The 21,975-nt window shown below is 73.0% G+C and carries 19 protein-coding genes; 8 read left to right on the forward strand and 11 right to left on the reverse strand.

Annotated elements, in window-relative coordinates; all coding sequences use genetic code 11:
- Window positions 1–242 precede the first annotated feature (242 nt).
- Together ACFSL4_RS36230 and ACFSL4_RS36235 are read left to right on the forward strand one after the other, a co-directional pair.
- Window positions 243–1,304 (forward strand): hypothetical protein, encoded by a 1,062-nt coding sequence (locus tag ACFSL4_RS36230; protein WP_381092284.1) that lies wholly within the window; start codon window positions 243–245, stop codon window positions 1,302–1,304.
- 139 nt (window positions 1,305–1,443) lie between these two features.
- Complete coding sequence (locus ACFSL4_RS36235; RefSeq protein WP_381092286.1) at window positions 1,444–2,016, forward strand: GNAT family N-acetyltransferase; 573 nt, start codon at window positions 1,444–1,446, stop codon at window positions 2,014–2,016.
- A 37-nt stretch (window positions 2,017–2,053) separates the two neighbouring features.
- On the opposite strand, the gene ACFSL4_RS36240 is transcribed toward ACFSL4_RS36235, so the two are convergent.
- The 3 genes from ACFSL4_RS36240 to ACFSL4_RS36250 are packed head-to-tail and all read right to left on the reverse strand — an operon-like array spanning window position 2,054 to window position 3,855.
- Window positions 2,054–2,512 carry an NUDIX hydrolase gene (locus tag ACFSL4_RS36240; RefSeq protein WP_381092288.1) on the reverse strand — a complete coding sequence of 153 codons (459 nt, stop codon included), beginning with the start codon at window positions 2,510–2,512 and terminating at the stop codon, window positions 2,054–2,056.
- A 9-nt stretch (window positions 2,513–2,521) separates the two neighbouring features.
- Window positions 2,522–3,409: a pyridoxamine 5'-phosphate oxidase family protein gene (locus tag ACFSL4_RS36245; RefSeq protein ID WP_381092290.1), complete on the reverse strand. Its 888-nt coding sequence runs from the start codon at window positions 3,407–3,409 to the stop codon at window positions 2,522–2,524.
- A 2-nt stretch (window positions 3,410–3,411) separates the two neighbouring features.
- Window positions 3,412–3,855: a VOC family protein gene (locus tag ACFSL4_RS36250; RefSeq protein ID WP_381092291.1), complete on the reverse strand. Its 444-nt coding sequence runs from the start codon at window positions 3,853–3,855 to the stop codon at window positions 3,412–3,414.
- A 138-nt stretch (window positions 3,856–3,993) separates the two neighbouring features.
- Between ACFSL4_RS36250 and ACFSL4_RS36255 the strand changes: the two genes are divergently transcribed.
- Entirely contained in the window at window positions 3,994–4,533 is a 540-nt protein-coding gene (locus ACFSL4_RS36255; RefSeq protein ID WP_381092293.1) for a CGNR zinc finger domain-containing protein, read from the forward strand.
- A 254-nt stretch (window positions 4,534–4,787) separates the two neighbouring features.
- Window positions 4,788–8,105, forward strand: a complete 3,318-nt coding sequence (locus ACFSL4_RS36260) for a S8 family serine peptidase (RefSeq protein ID WP_381092295.1) — start codon at window positions 4,788–4,790, stop codon at window positions 8,103–8,105.
- A gap of 87 nt (window positions 8,106–8,192) precedes the next feature.
- Here the strand turns inward: ACFSL4_RS36260 and ACFSL4_RS36265 are convergent, their stop codons facing one another.
- Both ACFSL4_RS36265 and ACFSL4_RS36270 read right to left on the reverse strand, forming a co-directional pair.
- Window positions 8,193–8,927: a hypothetical protein gene (locus tag ACFSL4_RS36265; protein WP_381092297.1), complete on the reverse strand. Its 735-nt coding sequence runs from the start codon at window positions 8,925–8,927 to the stop codon at window positions 8,193–8,195.
- A gap of 1 nt (window position 8,928) precedes the next feature.
- On the reverse strand, window positions 8,929–9,462 hold the full coding sequence (locus ACFSL4_RS36270; protein WP_381092299.1) for an RNA polymerase sigma factor: 534 nt from the start codon (window positions 9,460–9,462) through the stop codon (window positions 8,929–8,931).
- A gap of 468 nt (window positions 9,463–9,930) precedes the next feature.
- On the opposite strand from ACFSL4_RS36270, the gene ACFSL4_RS36275 reads away from it, so the two are divergent.
- Window positions 9,931–10,947: an aspartate-semialdehyde dehydrogenase gene (locus ACFSL4_RS36275; protein ID WP_381092301.1), complete on the forward strand. Its 1,017-nt coding sequence runs from the start codon at window positions 9,931–9,933 to the stop codon at window positions 10,945–10,947.
- Window positions 10,948–11,014: 67 nt separating this feature from the next.
- Here ACFSL4_RS36275 and ACFSL4_RS36280 read toward each other — a convergent pair whose 3' ends face one another.
- Window positions 11,015–11,488, reverse strand: coding sequence for a DUF1203 domain-containing protein (locus ACFSL4_RS36280; protein ID WP_381092341.1), 474 nt, complete (start codon window positions 11,486–11,488; stop codon window positions 11,015–11,017).
- 337 nt (window positions 11,489–11,825) lie between these two features.
- On the opposite strand from ACFSL4_RS36280, the gene pepN reads away from it, so the two are divergent.
- A complete protein-coding gene (pepN, locus tag ACFSL4_RS36285; protein ID WP_381092303.1) occupies window positions 11,826–14,405 on the forward strand; it encodes an aminopeptidase N in 2,580 nt (859 codons plus the stop codon).
- A gap of 150 nt (window positions 14,406–14,555) precedes the next feature.
- Here pepN and ACFSL4_RS36290 read toward each other — a convergent pair whose 3' ends face one another.
- A complete protein-coding gene (locus tag ACFSL4_RS36290) occupies window positions 14,556–16,028 on the reverse strand; it encodes an FAD-dependent monooxygenase (protein WP_381092305.1) in 1,473 nt (490 codons plus the stop codon).
- 113 nt (window positions 16,029–16,141) lie between these two features.
- Between ACFSL4_RS36290 and ACFSL4_RS36295 the strand changes: the two genes are divergently transcribed.
- The gene (locus ACFSL4_RS36295; protein WP_381092307.1) at window positions 16,142–16,711 is read left to right on the forward strand and encodes a TetR/AcrR family transcriptional regulator; all 570 of its coding nucleotides are present in this window, start codon (window positions 16,142–16,144) and stop codon (window positions 16,709–16,711) included.
- 201 nt (window positions 16,712–16,912) lie between these two features.
- On the opposite strand, the gene ACFSL4_RS36300 is transcribed toward ACFSL4_RS36295, so the two are convergent.
- From ACFSL4_RS36300 to ACFSL4_RS36315, 4 genes are all read right to left on the reverse strand, one after another.
- Entirely contained in the window at window positions 16,913–17,152 is a 240-nt protein-coding gene (locus ACFSL4_RS36300) for a hypothetical protein (RefSeq protein ID WP_381092309.1), read from the reverse strand.
- Window positions 17,153–17,268: 116 nt separating this feature from the next.
- On the reverse strand, window positions 17,269–19,404 hold the full coding sequence (malQ, locus tag ACFSL4_RS36305) for a 4-alpha-glucanotransferase (RefSeq protein ID WP_381092311.1): 2,136 nt from the start codon (window positions 19,402–19,404) through the stop codon (window positions 17,269–17,271).
- Window positions 19,405–19,665: a hypothetical protein gene (locus ACFSL4_RS36310; protein WP_381092313.1), complete on the reverse strand. Its 261-nt coding sequence runs from the start codon at window positions 19,663–19,665 to the stop codon at window positions 19,405–19,407. It lies immediately after the preceding gene.
- A 267-nt stretch (window positions 19,666–19,932) separates the two neighbouring features.
- The gene (locus ACFSL4_RS36315) at window positions 19,933–20,469 is read right to left on the reverse strand and encodes an HNH endonuclease (protein ID WP_381092315.1); all 537 of its coding nucleotides are present in this window, start codon (window positions 20,467–20,469) and stop codon (window positions 19,933–19,935) included.
- Window positions 20,470–20,787: 318 nt separating this feature from the next.
- Between ACFSL4_RS36315 and ACFSL4_RS36320 the strand changes: the two genes are divergently transcribed.
- On the forward strand, window positions 20,788–21,882 hold the full coding sequence (locus ACFSL4_RS36320; RefSeq protein WP_381092316.1) for a mechanosensitive ion channel family protein: 1,095 nt from the start codon (window positions 20,788–20,790) through the stop codon (window positions 21,880–21,882).
- Window positions 21,883–21,975 lie beyond the last annotated feature (93 nt).

Consider the following 21,975-nt stretch of genomic DNA (forward strand, 5'->3'; position numbering starts at 1 on the left):
CGCCGGGGGCGCCCACCCGTGTGCGGCGGGGTGCGGGTGCCGACGGAGGCGGGCGGTTGACGTGTGCCGGGGAGCGAAAGTTACGAAATACGGGTGTCCCACCCGTAACCCGTCCGCGCCGCCGCCCGGACCAGCCTCTTTCGGTGGTCGAACACGCTTACTTCAGCGCCCTGTTGTCCGCATTCGTCGACAGACGTGTAACAGCGGTTAGCGGACGGATCCCGTGCGGGAACTCCGGGGGCATGACCCACAACCCGCCGCTCTCCCCACGGCCTCTGCGCCATCTCACCGACGTGCAGCGCCGGGTGCTGACCACCGCCCAGCTGCGCGCCCACGGTGTGACGGCCGCCGAGACGAACGACCACTGCCGGCCCGGCGGCCCATGGCGGCAACTGCTGCCGGGCGTGTACCTGCTGCACCCGGGGCCCCCGACCGCCGAGGAGCGCCTGCACGCGGTGCTGCTCTATGCGGCGCGCTCCTCGCTCGCCGGCCCGGCGCCCGCGGTGCCGTCCCAGCCGGGCGCCGGGGACCGGCGCGGCCCGCTGCCCTACACGGACGCGATGATCACGGGCCTGGCCGCGCTGACGCTGTACGGTTTCGCCTGCGCGCCCTCGCTGCCGGCACTGGAGACGATCGACGTCCTGGTCCCGCGGCTGCGTCGGCTGCGCAGCACCGGCTGCGCGCGGGTGATCCGCACCCCGTCGCTGCCCGCGCCGCGCCTGGTGACCGGCGTGCCCCTCGCACCCGTGCCGCGCGCCCTGGCCGACGCGGTGGCCCGGTTGCCGGACGCGGGCGCGGTGCGCCGCCTGCTGACCGAGGCGGTACGCGGCGGCCACTGCGAACCGGCGGCAGTGGTGCAGGAGCTGAACCAGACGAAGCTGCTGGGGCGGCCGCACCTGGTGGACGCCGTCGATTCGCTCCTGGCCGAGGGCCGGGCGATCGCGGAGGACCGTCTGTACCGGATGGTGCGGGAGCACGGCCTGCCGGACCCGGTCTGGAACGTGGACCTGCGGCTGCCCGGCGGCCCCTGCCTCGGCGGCCTGGACGCGTACTGGCCCGAGCAGGCGGTCGCGCTGGAACTGGACACCCGCGCGCCGCGGCAGGGCGCCCCGCGGGACGACGAGCCGTGGTCGGAGTACGCCCGCAAGCGGGAACTGCTGGAGCGGCTCGGCATCACGGTCGTCCACCTCACGCCGAAGAAGCTGCGGGACGCCGCAAAGCAGCAGGCGACGGTGGTGCGCACCGCCCTGATGGCGGCGGCGGACCGGGAGCCGGCCGCGTATGTCGTGGTCTTGCCACGGTAGTGGGCGGCCGGGGACGGGCAGGGGCACGGGCAGGGGCACGGGCAGGGGCACGGGACGCGGGTCGGTTCGCCCGGCCCGCCCCGTATCCGGCCCCCGCATATCGGTGGCACCGCTGCGGTCCCGGTGCGACGATGACCGGATGACCGACCCGATCGACGCCACGATCACCACCGCCGACGGACGGCGGTATCACGTCCGGGAGGCCGAGCCGCGGGACGAGCCGGAGGTCCTGGCGCTGTTCGAGGCGGGCTCCGCGTACGTCGAGGCGGCCACCGGCCTGCCCTCCGGGCCCGCCGACCTGCAGAGCCTGTACTACAGCCTGCCGCCGGGGGCCGACTGGCAGGACAAGCGGATCCTCGTATTGACCGAGGGCACCGGCGGCCCGCTGGTCGGCGTCGTCGACGCGGTGCTGCGCTTCCCGGCGCCGGACGCGTGCGCGGTGGGCCTGTTCCTGCTGCACCCGTCGCTGTGGGGGACCCGCACGGGCCCGGCGGTGGCCGCCGCGCTGCTGGAGCGGGCGGCCGCGTCCGGCATCGGCAGGGTGACGGCGACGGTCCCGGTGGGCTGGGAGCGGGGCCGCCGCTTCCTGTCGTCGCTGTCCTTCCACCTCACGGGCCCCGTGGCGCGGGGCCCGGCCACCGCGAACCGGTCGACGGGCCCGGGGGAGGCCGCGGTGGAGAAGGCGGAACTGCTCCTGGCACCGGCGCCCTGAGCGCACCCGCGCGCCCCGTCCGGCGTCGGGCCTCGGGTCAGGGCGACGGGCTCGTCGGGCGCCCGGTGGGTGGTCGTTCGCGCCACAGGGCGAGGGCCGTGTCCATCAGCCGGACCCGCGGCAGTGACGGCACCTCGACCAGCGGGTGCCAGGCCGCCATGTCGGTGGAGCCGCCGGTCTCGTGGCGCAGTTCGCCACCGGTGATCCGGACCTCGTAGACGAGCCGTACCCCGTGGTGGTCGACGGTGCGCCCCAGGCGGCGCGGGAGGCGGCGGCGGACCGAGTCCACGCCGAGCAGGCCGGTGATCTCGACGCGGAAGCCGGTCTCTTCCGCCACCTCCCGCAGGACGGTGTCGTAGGGGTCCTCGCCGTGTTCCATACCACCGCCGGGCAGGGTCCACTCGGGCGTGCCGCGGTCGTCACGGCCGCGGGCGAGCAGGAGTCGTCCGTCGCGAACGCAGACGGCGTAGGCCGCCACCCTCAGCTTCTGGCGCACAGGGAGACGTTAGTACGCCGGGTCCGGATTGGCAGGCGAGTATGCGGGCGCGGACCAGCGCAGCGGCAGCGCCGAGGGGATGTCCGCGGTCTGCCGCACCGTGAAGCGGACCGTGCGGTCGCCGTCCGCGCCGAACTCCGTCCGAGCTTCGCCCGACAGGTGCAGCGTCCGGCCCGTCGTCCAGTCCAGGAACAGCAGGCCCGCGCGGGGGTCGGTCGCGAGGTTGCCGAGGGAGAGGAACATGGAGTTGCCGGGGTAGTCGCGCCAGCTCAGTTCACGTGGTGAGGCGACCCGCACGAATCCGGGGTTGCCGCCGCGGTGCCCGGCGTCGGCGCCGTGGTCGTGGACGGTGGTGAGGAAGAAGGTGTCGGCGGCGCCGATGAACGCGCCCTGCTCGGCGGTCAGTTCGCCGCCCCACCGGGTCTCCCCCGGCGCCCGGTCCGCCACCGTCTCGTACCGCTCCCGCTGCTGCAGGTATTTCGGGCAGTTGGAGAACACCTGGTCCGCCTCGATGGCCAGACCGGGCGCCGCCGGGCGGGACCGGCCGTTGAGACGCATACGGCGGCGGGTGCGCGGGTCGAGTGCGATGGTGCCGACCCGGACGCCCTCGCCGGCCAGCGCCCGCGCGAGGGGGTCGGCCGGCACCGGTCCGGCCGCGACCGTGATCCGGCGGGGACCGGCGGCCCGTACGAAGCCGGGCTCACCGGTCAGCGCTGACGCCCACACGGCGCCGCTCACCGGATCGGCGGCGCCGAGTACGAGCATCGGCTGGAGCTCCAGGAAGGCCGCGGCAACCGGCTTCAGGACGGCGCCGACGGCGCGGCCGACCTGGTCGGCCCGCGCACGGACGCCGACGCGGTCCTGAACGGCGCGCGAGCCCGCGTGGTACACGCCCATGACTAGAAGAAACCGCAGGTCGGGGCGGTGGTGTCCGGCACGGGTGCGTCCTCCGCGCCGCTCGGTGCGCTGATCTCCAGCCGTGTCCCGTCCGGGTCGTGGAAGAAGATGCCGCCGGATGCCGAGCCCTCCCGGTGGGCGACCACCCCCTCGTAGGCGAATGTGACGCCGTACGCGCGCAGGGCCGTCTCGTACCGCCTGATCTGCTCGACCGTGTCCACCTCCAGTGCCAGATGGTGCAGGCCGGCGCGCCCGGTGTCGTACGCCTCGCCCGCCTGCTGCCAGAGCGTGATCAGCGGGCGCGGACCGTCACCGAGGAACGCGTACCTCCGCTCGTCGTCCTTGCCCTCGGCGAGCACGGGGAAGCCGAGGACGTCGCGGTAGAAGGCGAGTGAACGGTCGAGGTCGGTGACGTTCAGGCCGATATGGCCGGTGCGCGGTGACATGGCGGTCCCCTCGGTACACGGCAGCCTCGAGCAGGGCTAACCTCTCAAAGTTAGATTAGGGGTTAGAACCGAGGAGCGTCAACCGCTCACGTACCCTTGAGCGGTTAGTGCAGCCCGGTCCGCCGCCGAGGAGCCCCGATGCCCACCGCCCGTGACCCACGCCCGCTCACCGGGGAACCGCCGGCACTGGACCTCCTCAACACCCGGTGGCATCACGAGGGCACCGTCGAGGACCTGCTCACGGACACCGAAGGGCTCGCGGTGTGGCTGGCGGCGAACGGGCTCGGCGAGTTCACCGCCGACGAGGCCACCCTGCGGCACACGCTCCGGGCGCGCGACGCCCTCAAGGCCGCGGTGGACGGTCCGCCCGGCGAGGGGGCCGCCGCCGTCGACGCGGTACTGGAGCACGGGCGCATCCGACCCACCCTCGGCCTCCAGGGCCCCGGCGAGCGCGTCGAGTTCGAGGATCCCGCCTGGGGCCCGGCCTGGCTGGCCGCCCGCAACTACCTGGAGCTCCTGGCCACCGCGCCCGACCGTATCCGCAGCTGCTCCCACGGCTCCTGCATCCTGCACTTCTTCGACACGTCACGGAACGGCACCCGCCGCTGGTGCTCCATGGCCACCTGCGGCAACCGCGCGAAGGCTTCCCGCCACTATGCGCGCACACGTGAGAGCTGAGGCCCCCGGACTACGCGCGTAGGGGGCGGCCGGAACGCCGGATTGCCCCTTCCCATGCCGCTACGTCCCCGATGGCGCATGGCGGGATTACGCCATGACTCCATCCCGTCCCGGTCAACTCTCCCCAAACATATGTCCCTTGGGTAAAGCTGAGCGATCACCCGGACCCGACATCCGGACGACCGTGGCCAGGACCGATCGATCTTCCGGTCCGGGCCGCACCGCTTTCGTTCCTTTACCTACAAGGGATGCCGATGACCACCGACCCTCACCGCACCCCGGCAACGGGCGCGAGACGCATGGCCCGGACAGCCGCGGCCGCGGGTCTCGTGGCCGCCCTCTCCGCGGCCGGACCGATACCCCTGGCTCACTCCGCCGAACACCGTCCCACCGCCGACCCGGCCGTCAAGTCCGCGGCCGCCAAGCTCGGTTCGGAGGACGCCGACCTGCTCGCCGAGGCCAAGGCCGACGGCGCCAAGAACGTCACCATGATGATCGCGACCGCGCCCGGGCGGACCGAGCAGGTCGCCCAGCAGCTGGACGCGGTCAAGGGCGGCTCCGTGGGCCGCACCTACGACCGGCTCGGCTACGTCCGCGCCACCGTGCCGACGGGGAAGGCGGACGCGGCCATCGCCGCCGCCGCGAAGCTCTCCTCCGTGCACGCCATCGACCTGCGGCAGGAGATCCCGCTCGACGACCCGGCGCCGAGCGCCGACGCCGCGAAGGGCGCCTCCTCCCAGAGCACGGCCGGCTACTCCGGCCCCGGCAAGAACACCCCCGCCGTCAACCCGTACAACCCGTCCTTCGAGACGGGCGCCGTGGAGTTCGTCCGGCGGCACCCGCAGGCGGACGGCCGGGGCGTCACCATCGGCATCCTCGACTCCGGCGTGGACCTCGGCCACCCGGCGCTGCAGAAGACCACCACCGGCGAGCGGAAGATCGTCGACTGGGTGACCGCCACCGACCCGATCGTGGACGGCGACGCCACCTGGCGCCCGATGGTCAGCGCGGTGTCCGGGCCGACCTTCACCTACGGCGGCAAGACCTGGACGGCGCCGTCGGGCTCGTACGCGGTCAGCACCTTCAAGGAGTCCGTGACCGCGGGCGGTGACGCCAAGGGCGACGCGAACCGCGACGGCGACACGACCGACTCCTGGGGCATCCTCTACGACGCGGCGGCCGGAACCGTCCGCGTCGATCTGAACAACAACAACGACTTCACCGACGACGAGCCGATGAAGCCGTACAAGGACGGCTTCCAGATCGGCTACTTCGGGACCGACGACCCGGCGACCGACGTCGTCGAGCGGCAGCCCTTCGTCGTGGAGATACGCAAGGACGTGCCGATGGACCCCTACGGCGGGTCCTGGGTCGGCAAGAAGGCCGACTTCGTCAACATCGGCGTCATCGAGTCCGAGCACGGCACCCACGTGGCGGGCATCACCTCAGCGAACGGCCTGTTCGGCGGGAAGATGAACGGCGCCGCGCCGGGCGCGAAGATCGTCTCCTCCCGCGCCTGCACCTGGAGCGGCGGCTGCACCAACGTCGCGCTCACCGAGGGCATGATCGACCTCGTCGTCAACCGCGGCGTCGACATCGTCAACATGTCCATCGGCGGCCTGCCGGCGCTCAACGACGGCAACAACGCGCGCGCCGAGCTGTACACGCGCCTCATCGACACCTACGGCGTCCAGCTGGTGATCTCCGCGGGCAACTCCGGCCCCGGTGCCAACACCATCGGCGACCCCGGCCTCGCCGACAAGGTGATCTCCGTCGGCGCGGGCATCTCCCGGGCCACCTGGGCAGCCAACTACGGCTCCCAGGTCACGAAGAAGTACGCGATGATGCCCTTCTCCTCGCGCGGCCCGCGCGAGGACGGCGGCTTCACGCCGACACTCGTCGCGCCGGGCGCCGCGATCAACTCCACCCAGACCTGGCTGCCGGGCTCCCCGGTCGCCGAGGCGGGCTACTCGCTGCCGGCCGGCTACTCCATGCTCCAGGGCACCTCGATGGCCTCCCCGCAGGCCGCCGGCGCCTCGGCCCTGCTCCTGTCGGCCGCCAAGCAGAAGGGCATCGGCCTGACGCCCGCGACGCTGCGCACGGCCCTGACCTCGACGGCCCACCACATCAAGGGTGTTCAGGCGTACGAGGAGGGCGCGGGACTCATCGACATCGTGGACGCCTGGGACGCGGTCAAGGACGGCGCCACCGCCCACAACGCTGCGACATCCGACTACGTGGTCAAGGCCCCGGTGGACACCGCGATCGACTACGCGCTGAAGACCCCGGGCTTCGGCACGGGCCTGTACGACCGCGAGGGCGGCCTCAAGGCCGGTGAGCGGAAGACGTACGACGTCACCATCACCCGCACCTCCGGCTCCGACCGGGCGGTGTGGCACACGCTGCGCTTCGAGAACAACGCCGGTGGCACCTTCCGCATCGTCGGCTCCGGCCTGGTGAGGCTGCCGCTGGGCCAGCCGGTCACCGTCAAGGTCCAGGCGGCGCCCTCGTCCGCGGGCGTCAAGAGCGCGATCCTGGAGGTCGACGACCCCTGGACGGAGGGCGTCGACAAGCAGATCCTGACCACCGTCGTGGTCTCGACGCCCGTCGAGTACACCTACTCGGCGTCGGGTTCGGTGCAGCGCAACAGCACCCGGTCGTACTTCGTGACCGTCCCCGAGGGCGCGAAGTCGCTGGAGGTCGCGATGAGCGGGCTGCGGGACAAGAGCCAGACGCGGTTCATCGCGATCCACCCGTACGGCGTTCCGGTCGACACCACCTCGACGCCCTACTGCTACAACAACTACTTCGACGGCAAAGGCTGCAGGCCCGACGTGCGGTCGTACGCGGACCCGCAGGCCGGCGTCTGGGAGATCGAGGTCGAGGCGCGCCGCACGTCGCCGCTGCTCGACAACCCCTACCGGCTGGACGTCGCCGTCCTCGGCGCGGCCTTCGACCCGGAGACCGTGACCGTGCCCGAGGCCAAGGTCGACACCCCGGCCGCCGTCTCCTGGAAGGTGACCAACGCCTACGCGGCCCTCGACGGGGCACTCAAGGGCGGCCCGCTCGGCTCCTCGAAGACGGCCCGGCCGACCATCAAGGACGCCGAGACGCAGACGACCACGGTCGAGGTGCCCGCGGGCGCCGCGTCGCTGGACGTCGCCATCGGCAACGTGTCCGACACCGCCGCCGACCTCGACCTGACGGTCTACGACGCGAACGGCAAGCAGGTCGCGCAGTCCGCGGACGGCGACTCCGAGGAGTCGGTGCACATCGCCTCGCCCGCCGCCGGGACGTACACCATCGAGATCGCGGGCTACTCGGTCCCGTCCGGCTCGACGGCGTACGACTACCGGGACGTGTTCTTCTCCCCGGCGCTCGGCCAGGTCACCGTCGACGAGTCGGCGCCGGTGAAGCTCGGCACGGGTGACTCCGCGACGGTGTCCGGCACGGTCACCGCGGCCGCGGCGGCGCCCGAGGGCCGGGAGTTCTTCGGCCAGGTCCAGCTGGTGAACGCACGCGGCACGGTCGCGGGCGTGGGCAGCGTGAAGATCGAGAAGGTCACGCCGTAGCGGTAGCCGTGGCAGGAGCACCGGCCGGTGTCCGGCCGGTGCGGCCCGGGGCGGGCGTCCGCTGGTGCAGCGGGCGCCCGCCCCGCGTCATGGCGTACAGGTGATCGTGCGGGATGCCGGGAGCGCACCGAGGATGAGGGCGCGCTCGCGGGCGATCTCCGCCTCCCCGGTGACCCAGCGGTCCGCTACCGCCGCACCGGGCCGGACGCCGACCAGGACGTGCTCGCCCTCGCGCGGCCGAGGACCGTCGTCCGGGTCCATGAAGAAGCTGACCTCGTCCTTGCCGCTCGCGGGTTTGTAGAAGCGATCGACGCTCACCGTGACCCGGTACCGGCTGCCGTCGGGCAGGCTCCGGAGGCCGGTCACCCTGCCCTCCACGACCAACCGGGCGCAGGCGAGGTACCCGGCCTCGTCGCGGGACCCCCCCGCGCGGCTGTCGGACGCCTTCGCACCCGTGCTGCTGTCGGCCCCGGCCCCGCCCTGCACGACGAGCCACCCCGTCCCGAGCCCCACGGCGGTGACGACAGCCGTGACGAGGAGGCCGAAACCGAGTGCGCGGACGCCGGGCGGACGCCACCGCCTCCGCGACCGCCCCGGCGCCGACCGGGGCGTCCCGACCGGCGCCGGCCGCGCCGCCGACCGTGCCGCGGGCCGTGCGAGCGTGTCCCCGATGATCCCCAACTGCTCCCGCAGCAGCGCCACATCCGCCCGTGCCGCCCGGTACTCGGCCGTGAAGGCGGCATCGTCGCGCGCCTCGTCCGGCAGCGGCTCGCCGGTGATCGCGGCCAACAGCGCATCGGCGCCGTCGTACTCGGCGGCCACGTCACACCACCTCGTCCTCGTGCAGACGGTCGCGCAGCGCGCGGACCGCCGAGTGGAGCCTGCTCTTGACCGTGCCCTCGGGGATGCCGAGTTCCTCCGCGATCCCCCGGACCGGCAGATCGGCGTAGAAACGCAGCACGAGGACCTGGCGCTGGGGGCCGGGCAGCTCGTCCAGGCCCTGGGCGACCGCGAGCGAGAGCAGACGGGAGTCCTCACCGCAGGGCTGCTCCGTCGGCCGCAGCGCGGCCAGCCGCTCACCGATCCTCTCCTGGCGGCGCCTTGCCCGGTGCCAGTCCATCGCCAGGTTGGAGGCGACGACCGCCGCCCAGGCCGACAGGTCACGCGGTGCCTCACGCCCGCTCGCGGTCCGCTCCAGCAGCCGCAGGCGGACCTGCTGCACCCCGTCCGGCAGGTCCGCCTGCGGCACTCCGCCGAGCGCGAGCACCGCCCGCACCCGCCGCTCCTGGGCCGCGTCCAGGGGGTCGTCCACCGCTTGGTCCGCCCCCGGCCCGCGGCGGGCCTTTCTGCGCAGCACGGCCGCCCCTCCCCTTGTGTGTTTCCCCTACGACGCCGGGGACGGGCAGAACGTTCGCCGGCCGGCGTGTCCTCTCCTGCGGGCGGACCGGCGCCGGCGGGCGGACCGACGGGGGCATGGAGGCTGCGTCATCGACACGTCCGTGGAGGCGTACGTCACACCGGGCCCCAAACCGAGACGAGGGTCACGTACGAGCCGCGCGGAGCGCTCCGCCCGCAGGTGCCCTGAGCTGGACGATCGCCCGGCCCCGGTGCGGCGGATCCGTACGGCTTCCGGTCCGAGGGGCGTTCCGGTCGGACATCTCCGGATCGGGACGAGCGGCCCGCCGGGTCGTCGAGCCGGTGGCCGAGCCCGGGTCCCGTCCCATCCCTCGGGCAAAGGATTGGACACGCGGGCCGGGGTGAGACGCATGATGGAGAGGCCCCGGTCATGCGGGCCGGCACACGCAAGCCAGGTAAAGGAGTCGCCGTGAGGGTCGGAATCGTCGGAGCCACCGGTCAGGTCGGCACGGTCATGCGCAGGATTCTGGCCGAGCGGAACTTCCCGGTCGACGAGCTGCGCCTGTTCGCCTCGGCCCGTTCGGCGGGGACGGTCCTCGACGGGGTGACCGTGGAGGACGCGGCGGCCGCCGACTACACGGGGCTGGACATCGTGCTGTTCTCCGCGGGCGGCGCGACCTCGAAGGCGCTGGCCGAGAAGGTCGCCTCGCAGGGCGCGGTCGTGATCGACAACTCCTCGGCCTGGCGCCGTGACCCGGACGTGCCGCTGGTGGTGTCCGAGGTGAACCCGCACGCGATCGCGAACCGGCCCAAGGGCATCATCGCCAACCCGAACTGCACGACGATGGCCGCGATGCCGGTGCTGAAGCCGCTGCACGCCGAGGCGGGCCTGGAGTCGCTCGTCGTCGCCACCTACCAGGCCGTGTCCGGCTCCGGCCTCGCGGGCGTCGCGGAGCTGCACGGGCAGGCGCAGAAGGTGATCGCCGACGCCGACAAGCTGACGCACGACGGGGAGGCGGTCGACTTCCCGGAGCCGCAGGTCTACAAGCGCCCGATCGCCTTCAACGTGGTGCCCTTCGCCGGCAACCTCGTCGACGACGGCCTGAACGAGACCGACGAGGAGCAGAAGCTCCGCAACGAGTCCCGCAAGATCCTGGAGATCCCCGGGCTGAAGGTCTCCGGCACCTGTGTACGGGTCCCGGTCTTCTCCGGCCACTCCCTCCAGGTCAACGCCCGCTTCGCGCGCCCGCTGACGGTGGAGCGCGCGACGGAGCTGCTGGCCGCCGCCCCGGGCGTGGTCCTCTCCGACATCCCGACCCCGCTCCAGGCGGCCGGCAAGGACCCGTCGTACGTGGGCCGCATCCGCACGGACGAGACGGTGGAGCACGGCCTCGCCCTGTTCGTCTCCAACGACAACCTCCGCAAGGGCGCGGCCCTCAACGCCGTGCAGATCGCGGAGCTGGTGGCCGCGGAGCTCACGGGCTGACCCCGGCGCACACGGCCGACGGGCCTCAGCGGGCGGGGGGTTCAGCGGACGCAGGGGGCTCAGTCGCTCAGTCCCTGCGGACCTCGAACAGGAAGCAGCCGTACTCGACGGCCCGGACGTGGACGAGCGCGACCTCCGGATCCGCGAACGCCTCCGCGAACGCGTCGTCGAGTTCCTCCACGCCCGCCACCAGACGTCCGCCCAGGATGTGCCCGTCGGCCGAGTAGCGGCGGACGGTGCGGCGGCCGCCCGGGAAGGGGTGGCCGTCCCCGTCGGGTCCGGCGCACTCCTCGGGGTGGATGAACACCGGCCCCTGCTCGTCGTAGGCGCCCGGTTCGACACCGGTGCGCGCCGCCCAGCGGCGCAGCGGGGCGTAGGAGACGAGGGCGATGTGCTCCCCGGGGGCGCTGCGGCGCAGGCAGCACCGCAGGGGCGCGCCGCCCTCCTCGTCGATCACGGGAGCCATCGCCCGGCCGGCGTCGTCGCGCTCCCGCAGGACCCGCAGGACGGCCGGGGGGATGGGCCGTGCCGTGTGGGCCATGGCGGACGTCCCGGAGCCCGTCACCGCGTCCGCGGTCATGTCTGCGGTCATGTCTGCGGTCGTCATTGCGGTCGTCCCTGTCGTCGTCTCTGCCGTCGTCTCTGCCGTCGTCTCTGTCGTCGTCTCTGCCGTCATACGCCCAGACTCGCGCCCGGCGGCCACGGCCACCGGCGGGATCCGGACAACGCATTCGGGCCCGGGCGCACCCGGCGGCGGTGGACTGCCGCACCGGCAGCGGGCGCCGAACAGCCCGGACGGCGTCCCGCAGACCTGCTCGTCGCCCGGCGGGCTCCCGTGGAAGGATGGCGCAACCCACACATAACGAGGAGATGACCGCGTGCCTGGCACAAACCTGACTCGCGATGAGGCACAGCAGCGGGCGAAGCTGCTGACCGTTGACTCGTACGAGATCGATCTCGACCTCTCCGGCGCGCAGGAGGGCGGCACCTACCGGTCCGTGACCACGGTGCGCTTCGACTCCGCCGAGACCGGCGCGGAGTCGTTCATCGATCTGGTGGCCCCCTCCGTCCACGAGATCACCCTCAACGGTGATCCGCTCGACCCGGCCGAGGTCTTCAAGGACTCGCGGATCGCCCTCCCGGGGCTACTGGAGGGCCGCAACGTGCTGCGCGTGGTCGCCGACTGCGCTTACACCAACACCGGCGAGGGGCTCCACCGTTTCGTCGACCCGGTCGACCAGCAGGCGTACCTCTACACCCAGTTCGAGGTGCCGGACGCCCGGCGGGTCTTCGCCTCGTTCGAGCAGCCGGACCTCAAGGCGACCTTCCAGTTCACCGTGAAGGCCCCCACCGGCTGGACCGTCATCTCCAACTCGCCCACGCCCGAGCCGAAGGACGACGTCTGGGTCTTCGAGCCGACGCCGCGGATCTCGACGTACGTCACGGCGCTGATCGTGGGCCCTTACCACTCCGTGCACAGCGTGTACGAGAAGGACGGGCGGAGTGTCCCGCTCGGCATCTACTGCCGGCCCTCCCTCGCCGAGTTCCTGGACTCGGACGCGATCTTCGACGTGACCCGGCAGGGCTTCGAGTGGTTCCAGGAGAGGTTCGACTACGCCTACCCGTTCAAGAAGTACGACCAGCTGTTCGTGCCGGAGTTCAACGCGGGCGCGATGGAGAACGCGGGCGCGGTGACCATCCGCGACCAGTACGTCTTCCGCTCCAAGGTGACGGACGCGGCGTACGAGGTGCGCGCGGAGACGATCCTGCACGAGCTGGCCCACATGTGGTTCGGCGACCTGGTGACCATGGAGTGGTGGAACGACCTGTGGCTGAACGAGTCGTTCGCCACCTACACCTCCATCGCCTGCCAGGCGTACCACCCCGAGTCGCGATGGCCGCACTCCTGGACGACCTTCGCCAACTCCATGAAGACGTGGGCGTACCGGCAGGACCAGCTGCCGTCGACCCACCCGATCATGGCCGAGATCCGGGACCTGGACGACGTCCTCGTCAACTTCGACGGCATCACCTACGCCAAGGGCGCCTCGGTCCTCAAGCAGCTCGTCGCGTACGTCGGCATGGACGCGTTCTTCGCGGGCGTGCAGGCCTACTTCAAGCGGCACGCGTACGGCAACACGCGCCTGTCGGATCTGCTGGGCGCCCTGGAGGAGACCTCCGGCCGCGATCTGAAGACCTGGTCGCGGAAGTGGCTGGAGACCGCGGGCATCAACGTGCTGCGCCCGGAGATCGAGACGGACGCGAACGGGGTCATCACCTCCTTCACCATCCGCCAGGAGGCCCCGGCGCTCCCGGCCGGCGCCAAGGGTGAGCCGACCCTCCGCCCGCACCGCATCGCCATCGGCCTCTACGACCTCGACGACGACAGCGGCAAGCTGCTGCGCGACGAGGCCGGCCGGATCGAGCTGGACGTCGACGGTGAGCTGACACCGGTACCGCAGCTGGCCGGCCGCCGTCGCCCGGACGTGATCCTGCTCAACGACGACGACCTGTCGTACGCGAAAGTCCGCCTGGACGAGCGGTCCCTCGCCTTCGTCACCGAGCACCTGGGCGACTTCGAGTCGTCACTGCCGCGCGCCCTGTGCTGGGCCTCGGCCTGGGACATGACCCGCGACGCGGAACTCGCCACCCGCGACTACCTGTCCCTCGTCCTGTCCGGCATCGGCAAGGAGTCGGACATCGGTGTCGTGCAGTCGCTGCACCGCCAGGTCAAGCTGGCGATCGACCTGTACGCCGACCCGTCCGCGCGCGAGGCGCTGCTGACCCGGTGGACGGATGCCACCCTCGCCCATCTGCGCGCCGCCGAGCCCGGCAGCGATCACCAGCTGGCGTGGGCGCGCGCCTTCGCGGCGACCGCCCGCACGCCGGAGCAGCTGGACCTGCTGGAGGCGCTCCTGGACGGTTCGGGGACCGTCGAGGGGCTGGTCGTGGACACCGAGCTGCGCTGGACGTTCCTGGAGCGGCTCGCGGCGGTGGGCCGCTTCGACGAGGCGGAGATCGCGGGCGAGCTGGAGCGCGACAAGACGGCGGCCGGTGAGCGGCACGCGGCGACCGCCCGGGCCGCCCGTCCGGCCCCGGAGGCGAAGGCCGAGGCGTGGGCGTCGGCGGTGGAGTCCGACAAGCTGCCGAACGCGGTGCAGGAGGCCGTGATCGCGGGCTTCGTCCAGACCGACCAGCGCGAACTGCTCGCCCCGTACGCGGACGCGTACTTCGAGGCGGTCAAGGACGTCTGGGACTCCCGTTCCCACGAGATGGCCCAGCAGATCGCGGTCGGGCTCTACCCGTCGATCCAGGTCTCCCGGGAGACCCTGGAGAAGACCGACGCCTGGCTGGCCTCTGCCGACCCCAGCCCGGCGCTGCGGCGCCTGATCTCGGAGTCCCGCGCGGGCATCGAACGCGCCCTGAAGGCACAGGCGGCGGACGCGGCGGCGCAGTAGTCACCGCTACGACGAGGGCGCCCGGTGTCCGGCCGGGCGCCCTTTCACATGCTCGGCTCCTTCCGGGGCCACGGCCCGCCACGGAGCACGCCCGCCGCCTCGTCAGCAACCGACTCGCCGACCTGTTGCGACAGTTGCTCGTCGGTACGGTCACCTCCGGCCCGTCCAGCTGAGCAGCGCCGCCTCCAGTTGCGCGGCGTCGGGTGCCTCGGCGGCCCAGGCGACGTATCCGTCCGGACGCACGAGGACCGTCGTGCGGCGCCCGCCCGCCCGGTGCGCCACCGCCAGCCGGTCCGCGCGGGCGCCCGCCTCGTACTCCCGCGGGGTGACGAGGACGAACCGGCCGCCGCGCAGGGCCTCGTAGAGCCGGCCGGAGGTGAGGGTGACGTCGGGCATGCGCCTGCCGGCCAGCGGGTGGGCCCCGCGCGGGGCGGCGTACGCGAACCCGATGCCGGTGATCTGGCCCACCACGCGCCGCCGGACCGGGCCGACACGGTTGACGACGGCGGCCAGCGCGGCGCGCAGTGCCAGGGTCCAGGGACGCTTTGCCATGGCGAGCCGGACGATCCCGCCGCTGCTGCGCAGCACGGCCCTGCCGACGGGGTGGCGCTCCGACTCGTAGGTGTCGAGGAGGGCCGGGCCGGCGTGGCCGCGCAGGACCACGGCGAGCTTCCAGGAGAGGTTCGCGGCGTCCTGCAGGCCGGTGTTCATCCCCTGGCCGCCCGCCGGGGTGTGCACATGCGCGGCGTCGCCGGCGAGGAAGACACGGCCGACGCGGTACGCGGGCGCCTGGCGCTCGTCGCTGTGGAAGCGGGACATCCAGCGGGCGTCGCGCATGCCGAAGTCGCGGCCGAGCGCGAGCCGGACGATCTCCCTGACCTCGTCCAGGCCGAGCGGTGCGGTGTCGGGGACATCGCGCCCGCGGTGCCAGCCGATGACGCGGTAGTAGCCGTCGCCGAAGGGCGCGACGAAGGCGAACGCGTCGCCGACGGCGTCGGCGGTCAGCACCTGCTCGGGCTCCTCGTCCAGGAGGACGTCGGCGAGGACGACGGAACGGATGACGGACCGCCCGGGGAAGGGCAGCCCGACGGCCCCGCGCACGGTGCTGTGCGGTCCGTCGGTGCCGACGGCGTAGGCCGCGCGCAGTTCGCCCGGCTCACCGTCCGCGCCACGGACCTGGAGCGTCACACCGTCGCCGTCCTGGCTCAGGCCGGTGACCTCGGTCTCGTACACGAACCGCACCCCGGCCTCGGCCGCACGCCGCTCCAGTACCCGCTCCACCTCGTACTGCGGCAGGACGAGAAGATGCTTGAAGCGGGAGGGAAGGGTGTCGAGCCGGATGGAGAGCCCGCTGAAGAGCCGGATGCCGGAGAGCGGCCGCCCCGCAGCCTCCAGTTCGCCGGCGAGCCCGCGGGCGTCGAACTGCTCCAGGGTGCGGGCGTGCAGGACGAAGGCGCGGGAGAGGTTGCTGATCTCGTGCGGGCGCTTCTCGACGAGGGTGACGGGGACACCCGCGGAAGCGAGGTCACCGGCGAGAAGGAGCCCGGTGGGGCCGGCCCCGACGACGAGGACGCCATCGGTGACGCCGTTGCCCGAAGCGGTGGTGCGGGTCTTGCCTGCCATGGCGGCCTTCTGACGCCTACACCTGTAGGCCAACATGCGTTTGCCAACGTCTGTTTGCCAACATAAGTGGACCTCTCTGGACTGTCAACACTTGTTGGCCTACGTTGGTTGGCATGGCTGAGAACCCACCCCGCCGATCCGACGCCACCCGCACCGCGATCCTCGCCGCCGCACGGGAACGCTTCGCCTCCGAGGGCTACGAGCGCGCCACCATCCGCGCGATCGCCAGGGACGCGCGGATCGATCCCTCCATGGTGATGCGCTACTTCGGCTCCAAGGAGGGCCTGTTCGACGCGGTCCTCAACGTCGATCTACGGCTGCCCGAACCCGCGCGACTGCGGCGGCACGACGCGGGCGAGGTCCTGGTGGCGCACTTCCTCTCCCTCTGGGAGGACAACTTGGAGGCGCTCACGGCGATGCTGCGCGTCGGCGTCACCAACGCGGCCGGAGCCGAGCGGCTCCAGGGGGTCTTCCGGGACCAGTTGCTGCCCGTCGCGCGGCGGGTCTGCCCGGACCCCGAGCAAGCGTCGGCCCGGGCCGGGCTCATCGCGTCACAGATACTGGGGATGGCGCTCGCGCGCTACGTGCTGAAGTTCCCGTCGGCCGTCGCACTGGCCCGCGAGGAGATCGTGGCCTGGCTGGCACCGACCGTGCAGCGCTACCTGACGGCGCCGCACCCGTAGAGCGCCGCGCACCCGTGGAGCGCCGCGCACCCGTGGAGCGCCGCGCCCCTGGACCGCCGTGCACCCGTGGGCACGGCGGTCGGCCCTCGCGTACGCAGGAAGGAGATACCCGGGAGGAGATACCCGGGAGGAGATACGTCGAGGGAGCCCGCGCACCGGATGGGTGTGCGGGCTCCCTCGACGAATGTACGGAGAGAGGTGTCAGCCCTGCTTCTGCTGCTTGCGGGACTTGTCCAGGACCATCACGAGACCGCCGATGACCAGGAACATCACGACCGGCAGTGCCACAAAGAGCCCCAGCGTGTCCACCACGCTCAGGCCCTGACCGGGGTCGTCGCCGTCGTCGCGCGTCAGCGCGAGCGCGGGGGACGACATGAGCAGCATCATCAGCGTCGTACCGGCGGCCAGGGCGCCGGCGCGCAGGGCGTTCTTCTTGTCCACGGTGCAAAAGTAGCGAACGCCCAATGAGCCCGCGCGCCCGGGGTGCCCGTACGAGGCAGGGCGACCGGTCGCGGCCCCGTACACACCCCGGCGCATGACCTGGCGCACGACCTGACTCACCGCCGCCCGTCCGCCTCGCCCCTCCCCCTGTCGCCGCCGTCGCCGCCCCCGCCCCGCACCACGCTCACGAGCGCGTGCAGGCGCGGTGAGGCCGCCAGTTCCTCCAGTGTCACCGGGCGCCCCTCCGCATCCGCGATCGGCAGCCGCCAATTGGGGTACTGGTCCCAGGTGCCCGGGAGGTTCTGCGGGCGCCGGTCGCCCACCGCGTCGGGCAGCCAGACCCCGATCAGCCGGGCGGGGGTGCGCACCAGGAAGCGGTGGACGGCCTGGACCTCGGACTCCTCCGACACCGCCGAGCCCCCGCCGCCCGCCCCCTTCAGCAGTCCGAGCCGGGAGAGCAGGGCGAGCCATTCGCGGGTGTCGGCGGCCGCCTCGGCGCGTTCCTGGTCCAGGGAGCGGGTCAGCAGGCCGAGCCGGTCACGGAGTTCGACGTGATCGCCCGCCAGCCGGGCGGCCGTCGGCGGCAGGTCGTGGGTGGTGGCGGTGGCCAGGCAGTCCGCCCGCCAGCGCTCCGGCGGCAGCGGCCGTCCGGTGCCCTCCCAGTCGCGTTCGAACCACAGGACGGATGTGCCGAGCACCCCGCGCTCGTGCAGCGCCTCCCGGACACCGGGCTCCACCGTCCCCAGGTCCTCGCCGATGACCAGCGCCCCGGCGCGCGCCGCCTCCAGGACCAGGACGGCGAGCATCGCCTCGGCGTCGTAGCGGACATAGGTCCCCTCCGTGGGCGGCTGCCCCTGGGGCACCCACCACAGCCGGAACAGGCCCATGACGTGGTCGACGCGCAGGGCGCCCGCGTGCCGGAACAGGGCGCGCAGCAGCCGCCGGTAGGGGGCGTAACCGGAGGCGGCGAGGCGGTCGGGGCGCCAGGGCGGCAGACCCCAGTCCTGGCCGCGCGGGTTGAAGGCGTCCGGCGGGGCGCCCACCGACATCCCGGCCGCGAGGTACTCCTGCTGCGCCCAGGCGTCGGCGCCGCCCGGGTGCACGCCGACCGCGAGGTCGTGGACGAGCCCGACCGCCATCCCGGCGTCGCGCGCGGTGCGTTGCGCGGTGGCGAGCTGGGCGTCGGTCAGCCAGGCCAGCCGGCTGTGGAAGTCGACGCGGTCCATCAGCTCGGCGCGTGCTCGGGCGGTGGCGGACGAACGCGGATCGCGCAGCCGGGACGGCCAGCCGTGCCAGTCGGAGCCGTGCACCTCCGCGAGCGCGCACCAGGTCGCGTGGTCCTCCAGGGCCTCGCCCTCCTCGGCGAGGAAGTCGGCGTACACGGCGCGCCGTCCGGGTCCGAGGGGCACGGCGTGCACGAGTTCCAGCGCCTCGCGCTTGAGCTCCCACACGGCGTCGCGGTCGATCAGCTCGCCCTTGTCCAGCACGGATTCCCGCAGCCGCGCCGCGCGCTGAAGCAGCGTACGGACGCGGCCGTGGTCCTCGGCGTACGCGAACTCGGGGACGTCCTCGATGCGCAGGTGCACGGGGTCCGGGTAGCGGCGCGAGGAGGGACGGTACGGGGACGGGTCCATGGGGGCGCCGGGCACGGCCCCGCCGGACACGGCCGCGTGCAACGGGTTGACCTGCACGAACCCGGCACCGAGCGCCCGTCCGGCCCATGCGGTCAGCTCGGTGAGGTCGCCGAGGTCGCCCATGCCCCAGGAACGGCGGGAGAGGAGGGAGTAGAGCTGGACGAGCAGTCCGTACGAACGGGCGGGCGGCGCGGGCAGCCGGGCGGGGGCCGCGACCAGGTGGGCGTCCGCGGTGCGTCCGTCGGGTGCGGTGACGTGCAGCGCGTGGACGCCGGGCGGGAGGTGCTCGGCCGAGGCGCGCGTCTCACCCTGTTCGGTCACGATCCTCAGACGGGTGCCGTCCGGGAGGCCCCCGAGCGCGTCGGGCGGCCGTCCGCCCCAGCCGACCACGGTCGGCGGCAGCAGCCTCCCGCGCAGTTCCCGCTCGCGTGAGGCGAGGGCGTGGCGTACGGCGTCCGGGGTGCTCGCGTCGACGCCGAGCGCGGCCAGGGCCGCGGTGACCGCGGTGACCGACGCCGCGACCGTGCGGTCCGGGGCCGGGCGGTAGGAGGTGGCGACGCCGTGCAGCGCGGCGAGCCGGGCCAGCGGCGTCCCGTCGCGCGCGGGGTCGGCCGGCATCTAGTACCCCGTACGGTCCGGGTAGCACCCCGTGCGGTCGGGGACGGCGGTGGCCGGCTCACTCGTCAGCGGCGCGGGGTCGGCGAGCGGGGGTTCGCTGGTGAGGGGCTCGGCGTCGGGCAGCGGCGGCTCGCTGGTCAGCGGCGCCTCGGCCCGGACGCCCTCGGCGCTGAGGACGCACAGCGCGGTCCGGGGTTCGGCGGGCGGCGCCGCCTCGCGTTTGGACAGGGCGGGGAGCGGGGGGTATGCCGGTGCGGCCACGGGGGCCTCCTTGTCGTCGTACGACGGTTGCGGGTGAAAGCAGCCCTACCCAGCGGGCGCGGTCGCAGACGTACGAGGACGGACAACGTGCGTTTGGTCACAGACCGTACCAGGGCGAGGCGTCCGCCACGGCCGAGGAGGGCGGAGCCGCGTCACGCATGACGTCCGGTCACGTATGACGTCCGGCCCCGGGAGCGCAGGGGCTCGCGGGGCCGGATCCGAGGTGCGCGCGGGGCGGCGCCCCGGGAAACGCGAAGGCCCGGATCGTCAGGCGGAAATGCCGTCGATCCGGGCCAGGGCGTCGTCCGCGCCGTACGGCCGCAGGTATGGCAGCCAGCGCGGGTCCCTGTGTCCGGTGCCGATGATGCGCCACGCCAGACCGGTGGGCGGCGCGGGTTTGTGACGGAGCCGCCAGCCGATCTCGAAGAGATGGCGGTCGGCCTTGACGTGGTTGCAGCGGCGGCAGGACGCCACCACGTTGTCCCAGACGTGCTGACCACCGCGGCTGCGCGGAATGACGTGGTCGACGCTGGTTGCGACGCCACCGCAGTACATGCACCGGCCGCCGTCACGTGCGAAGAGTGCGCGCCGGGTAAGAGGAACGGGCCCCCGGTAGGGAACCCGCACGAATCGCTTCAGCCGGACCACGCTGGGCGCGGGGACGGTGACGGTTGCGCTGTGCATGTGGGCGCCGGACTCCTCGAGGCAGACGGCCTTGTTCTCGAGGACGAGGACGAGCGCGCGGCGGAGCGGTACGACGCCGAGTGGCTCGTACGACGCGTTGAGGACCAGGACGTGCGGCACGGATATGCCTCCTTGTACGCCGGCGGCGCGTGGCTCGCGCCGGGACGATCTGCAGTCAGTCTCCCCTCATGCCTGGTGGAAGCGCCACCATGTCCCAGTAACGGGCTGGGAGTGTTTTCGACCACACCCGGCGTGCCCCGTGCCGCGCGCCCCCTTGCCTCCCCCGGTACTTCTCCCGGTGTGCACGGGCCGTCCTTCGAACATCGCCGTGATCCCCACACGATGCCCCGTTAGTGTGGTGCCCCTGCCCGTCCGGTGACCTTTCCGTGACCTTGCCGCTCACACCGGAGGCAGCGCCTGCACCAGGAGGTACCTGCCGTGTCCCTGCCCGCCCTACCGGCCTTCGGCGCCGCTCCGTCACCGTCCCCGACCACGACGGAGGACCCGGCGACAGCGACGCTCCAGGACGCCCAGCACACCGCGACCAATGCCGCGAGCTGGGTCGAGCAGAACTGGTCGACGTGGCTCGCGATCGGCCTCAGGGTCGTGCTGATCCTGGTGATCGCGGCGGTGCTGAGGGTGGTGGTGCGGCGGTCGATCACCAAGCTGATCGACCGTATGAGCCGTACCTCCGAGACGGCGGAGGGCACGACGCTCGGCGGTCTGCTGGTGAACGCCGAGCGCCGCCGGCAGCGCTCGCAGGCGATCGGCTCGGTGCTGCGCTCGGTGGCCTCGTTCCTCATCGTGGGCACTGCGGCGCTGATGGTCCTGGCGACCTTCCAGATCAACCTGGCACCGCTGCTGGCCTCCGCCGGTGTCGCGGGTGTGGCGATCGGTTTCGGTGCCCGCAACCTCGTGATGGACTTCCTGTCGGGCGTGTTCATGATCCTCGAGGACCAGTACGGCGTCGGCGACACCGTCGACGCGGGGGTGGCCACCGGCGAGGTGGTCGAGGTGGGTCTGCGCGTGACGAAGCTGCGGGGCGCCGGCGGCGAGGTCTGGTACGTCCGCAACGGCGAGATCAAGCGGATCGGCAACCTGTCCCAGGGCTGGGCGGTGGCGGGTGTCGATGTGACCGTCCGGGCCTCGGAGGACCTGGACCGGGTGAAGACGACCCTCGACGCCGTCGCCGAGCGGATGAGCAAGGACGAGCCCTGGAACGAGCTCCTGTGGGGCCCCGTCGAGGTGCTCGGCCTGGACAGCGTGCTGCTCGACTCGATGGTCGTGCGGGTCTCGGCCAGGACGATGCCCGGCAAGGCGCTCACGGTCGAGCGCGAGCTGCGCTGGCGCATCAAGCGGGCCTTCGACGCGGCGGACATCCGCGTCGTCGGCGGCGCGACGGCCCCGGCGGAGGAGGCCCCGGCCCCGGCCCCGGCGGCGGCCGTCGCGGCCCCGGCGGTGTACTCCGACGCGGCGTGCCCGCAGTCGGAGGCGGCGGCGCCGATACCGCCGGCGCGGCCGGCCGCGAAGTAACAGAGACCGTACGGGGGAGGCAGCGCCCGGGATGCCCGGGGGCCGCCTCGTAACGTCCGGACGGCCTAACGGTTCGGCACACTCGTTCGAGTG

The organism is Streptomyces caeni (genome assembly GCF_042678285.1).
GTDB classification, from domain to species: Bacteria; Actinomycetota; Actinomycetes; order Streptomycetales; family Streptomycetaceae; genus Streptomyces; species Streptomyces caeni.